This is a genomic window from Thermococcus sp. EP1, from assembly GCF_001317345.1.
Lineage (GTDB): Archaea > Methanobacteriota_B > Thermococci > Thermococcales > Thermococcaceae > Thermococcus_A.
On sequence record NZ_JXCG01000005.1, the window covers coordinates 1 to 3693 of the forward strand.

General features: G+C 37.3%; 5 protein-coding genes. 2 read left to right on the forward strand and 3 right to left on the reverse strand.

The genetic code is table 11. The annotated features are described in order from the left end of the window. Window positions 1-268: 268 nt before the first annotated feature. From EP1X_RS05635 to EP1X_RS05645, 3 genes are all read right to left on the reverse strand, one after another. Complete coding sequence (locus EP1X_RS05635) at window positions 269-634, reverse strand: hypothetical protein (protein WP_055282549.1); 366 nt, start codon at window positions 632-634, stop codon at window positions 269-271. Window positions 635-694: 60 nt separating this feature from the next. Beyond that, the gene (locus EP1X_RS05640) at window positions 695-1555 is read right to left on the reverse strand and encodes a helix-turn-helix domain-containing protein (protein WP_055282551.1); all 861 of its coding nucleotides are present in this window, start codon (window positions 1553-1555) and stop codon (window positions 695-697) included. Between the two features lie 479 nt (window positions 1556-2034). Next, a complete protein-coding gene (locus EP1X_RS05645; RefSeq protein WP_253276544.1) occupies window positions 2035-2667 on the reverse strand; it encodes a DUF257 family protein in 633 nt (210 codons plus the stop codon). Window positions 2668-2904: 237 nt separating this feature from the next. Here EP1X_RS05645 and EP1X_RS05650 point away from each other — a divergent pair, with 237 nt between their 5' ends. Next, the gene (locus tag EP1X_RS05650) at window positions 2905-3096 is read left to right on the forward strand and encodes a hypothetical protein (protein ID WP_055282554.1); all 192 of its coding nucleotides are present in this window, start codon (window positions 2905-2907) and stop codon (window positions 3094-3096) included. Window positions 3097-3275: 179 nt separating this feature from the next. Further along, a complete protein-coding gene (locus EP1X_RS05655; RefSeq protein ID WP_055282556.1) occupies window positions 3276-3533 on the forward strand; it encodes a hypothetical protein in 258 nt (85 codons plus the stop codon). Window positions 3534-3693 lie beyond the last annotated feature (160 nt).

A 3693-nucleotide genomic window follows, 5' to 3' on the forward strand; every position in this document is an offset into this window, starting at 1 on the left:
CCAATATCCATCCTAATGACCTCTTGTCATATGCTATTAACACTGTTCCTCTCTCAATAATCCCGCCCCCCAAAACAGTGTCTATATCCTCCAATCCAGTCTTTACAACTTTCACCATCACTTCACCAAATAGAATTTTTATCCTTAAAATTAAAAAAGGTTTATTCCTCCATATTTGCCATGCTAAAGGGAAAATACTAAACAAAAAGGAAATAATTGTAGAAAATATGAAAAATAGTGAAAGTTGTGATGGGCTGAGGCTTCTTTTTCACCATTGTTCTTTTTGTGAGATCCTAATGAGAAATAGCATTATTAGTACAAATGCCTCAAGCAGCGTTAACCAATCAGGTATTAAGTTTGCATACATAACTATGAACGCTCCAGAGAGCACTCCCAAAATGTATCCAACCAAATAAGGACGATTCCAGTACTCGCTTGCCCAAAGTGTATCAATCACTTGAAGTGCTCCGACCAAAATCAACATAAACACAAATAACTTGAATCCCCCTGCCAATGTTGAAGGTAGTGAATTGCCAATTTCAATAAGGATCTCATAGATAAATCCAAGCGCTGTAGCAGTAACTATTTCAATTATTCCTCTCGCAAGCCCATTCTCAAACGTGGGAGCCGGCAATTTTTAACCCCCCTCCATAATGTTTTTTCATAAACATTTTTAACAAAAATAACTCAATCATCAAATACTCTTAAGTAATTCCTCTATTCCGTTTAATGCTCCGGAAACTTTCTCTAATTTTTCTTTAATAAGACTTGGAACATATTCTCCAATATCAGGGGGATTTTCATCAATTGGGGTTGTCACATCGGTGGATTCTCTAATATTTGCGGACTCAATAATGCTGTTTACTTCGTGTATTAGATTATAGGCGTTTATCAATTTGTTAAGAATTTCTGGAGGGGTTATGTAACTATAGCCAGAATATATGAAACTTCTCCAAGCTTCATCTTTTAGAGGAATAAACAAGAATGGTTTCCGGTCCTTTGGCTTACGTCTAAGGAGCTCATCCACAAAGGTTATAGTTTTTATGATTAACTCTTTATTGCTCTCAATTTCTATGAGAAGATTTCTCATTATTCCTCTTCTGAATAAAAGAGCCCTCACTTCACTGTCTAGCATAGAGTCTGTCCGATTTCCTCTCCGTATATAATATTTACGAGTACTTGTGTCCATATGAGGAGCTTTTGGACTTTTCTTAACTCTTACAACTACATATGCCTTTGAATTATCATTCTCGTCATCAATGACAATAATTTCATAACCCTCAAGTTTTGGATCCGTGTTTGTATCTATAACCTGTGCTATTTGTTCCTTAATCCCTGGTCGCTTTTCAATTGGAGTTAACCTTGCGGCTGTGCTATTTTGCTCCTCTATCCCTATAACTAATTCTCCTCCTTCAGCATTGGCAAATGCAACAACTTCCTTCACAATCTTATTCGCTGGTCGAGGTAATTCTTTCTTAAATTCCAAATACATATTTTCCTCTACGTTGTTTTCAACTAATCTTTTGATATCCTCAAAAGTCCCAATATTTGGCACCAGGTATCACCACCTAATTCCCACTCCTTACACTATCTTCTGGTTGAATTTGGGCAATCTACCATGCTTCCTATAATACTCCATCAAAAGAGCTCTTTCTCTTTGCCTCGCTTTCTCTAAACTTCCTGTCTTTTCATACCTAAAATAAGATGCTCCCACTATAGGATCCGGACCTCTTGGAAAGTGTGCTAAAAGCCTACTTCTGAGTTTCCCGCTTCCAATATAAATCGTTCCTTTGGCTGCATTAGCAATTTCATATGCCCCATATACATTTGGAACCTTTTTGACATTCTCTTTGTTAAATCTAATCCATCGTTTAAAAATGCCCGTTCATATCACCTCCCGATAGATTAATTTCATAACTACTTATTGCATTCTATATAAATAAACTTTATGTTGTTCATGATTATTACTCGAAAAAATATTAAAGTTTTGCTTTCTAATGTTTAAAAGAAGAAAGGCGATAAGTATGGAGTAAATCAAATCATGATTTCTCGTCCGTCAAGTTCACGGTTAAATGCCTTAGTGATGCAGAGTTTCACCTTCCCCTTCTCCTTCTTGAGCTCTATTATCGTTGTAGCAATCTCTTCAATCATGGTGAGTGGATTTGGAACAATGCCTGCCAGAATATCCTTGTTCACGAAATAGAACGAAATCCTGCGAGTGTCTCCTAAGAAAGTCCCAAGAACATTAGCAAGCGGAATTGCCTCATTTCTTCTTAAAATAATATACCTCTCAATTCCAAATAAGAACGCGGCAGTGAACTTTTCACTCACCAACTTTTCATAAACTTTCCTGTATTCGGAAACTAATGCTGGCAACTCTCTATCCCCACTAATGAACTTCACCACATTCACATCAGGAGGCTCGTGATAGCCAATCTCAACAACCTTCGCTTTCTTTAGTGCTTCACATTCAAGTTTTTCAATCTTCATCCATCTTAAGCATAAGTCAAGCCTGTTGAAGAGGTCGATGATTAGAATCTGGTGGCCTTTAGCATTAGCCCACTTCATTGCCCCGGCAAAAACTGTTGAAGGATTCACTCTAGAAGGGTACTCCACCAAAACTATTTCTCCAGGCTTTAACTCGTCAAGTATCTCCCACATATCCATCCCTCAGTATTTCTAGAAAAACCAAATATTTAAACCTTCTCCTACCCCCAAATTAACCACAAAAGCTTTTCCCATCCAAAAAATATTAAAGTTTTGTCACAGGGGTAAAACTTAAAAATCCCTATTTGTGTACGTTCCATGAACTGTTTCCATTCAACCACCACTTTGGGCCTCTGGCCCACCCATTTCTTAGCTCGCGAATCGAATAAAATATTCAAGTGTATTTTAGATGGTAACATGGACACGTTGGAGGACTTTGAAGCTTACACAACATTTATTGTAATAGCAAAAGACGAAGGCCAAGCCGAAATCCTAGTGAAAGAATACATCAAAAAAGAAAACCCACCAAAAGCAGAGATAGAAATAGAGGACTTTCAAGAAGTGCCGATCGATGAAGCAAAAGTATTGGGGTGGTGGTTGACTAATTAAAGCCCGCAAGGATTCTAGATAAAATATTCGACATACATCTCCCCTATTGCTTATTTTTTCGACGATGTTTAGCGTTGTTTTTTATCATCTTGGCAATCTACACTGGAGAAATACATATTTAGCAAATTCACTTATTAAATGACTAAGATATTTGACAAGAGATTTAGAGGGTAAGAAATATGAGCAATAAACAGGAGAGTATTGTGCAATTAATTTTTCTTTTTATAGTTGGGATATTCCTAATAACTATTGCCCATAAAGTTCCTAATCCACTAAGCCCTCTAATGTCCAGCATGGGAGGCTCTATATTGGCTATAATATTATTTGGAGTTGGACTTGTTATAGTATTAAAGGTCCTTGAAGAATACGATAGGTGCAGGCGTTACCACCTAAGTTTCTGGGCATTTCCAAAACTTATTTTGTATTACAAAATTTAGATACTCTACTAAATAGTCGAGTAATATACATGGGTGTTATATTACAAAATTCTGAATGCTGAACATTTACACATTTTGAGCCATAGAATCCTTAGTGGTGGGCCCGCGGGGATTCGAACCCCGGACCTTCGCCGTGTGAGGGCGACGTCATAACCAGTCT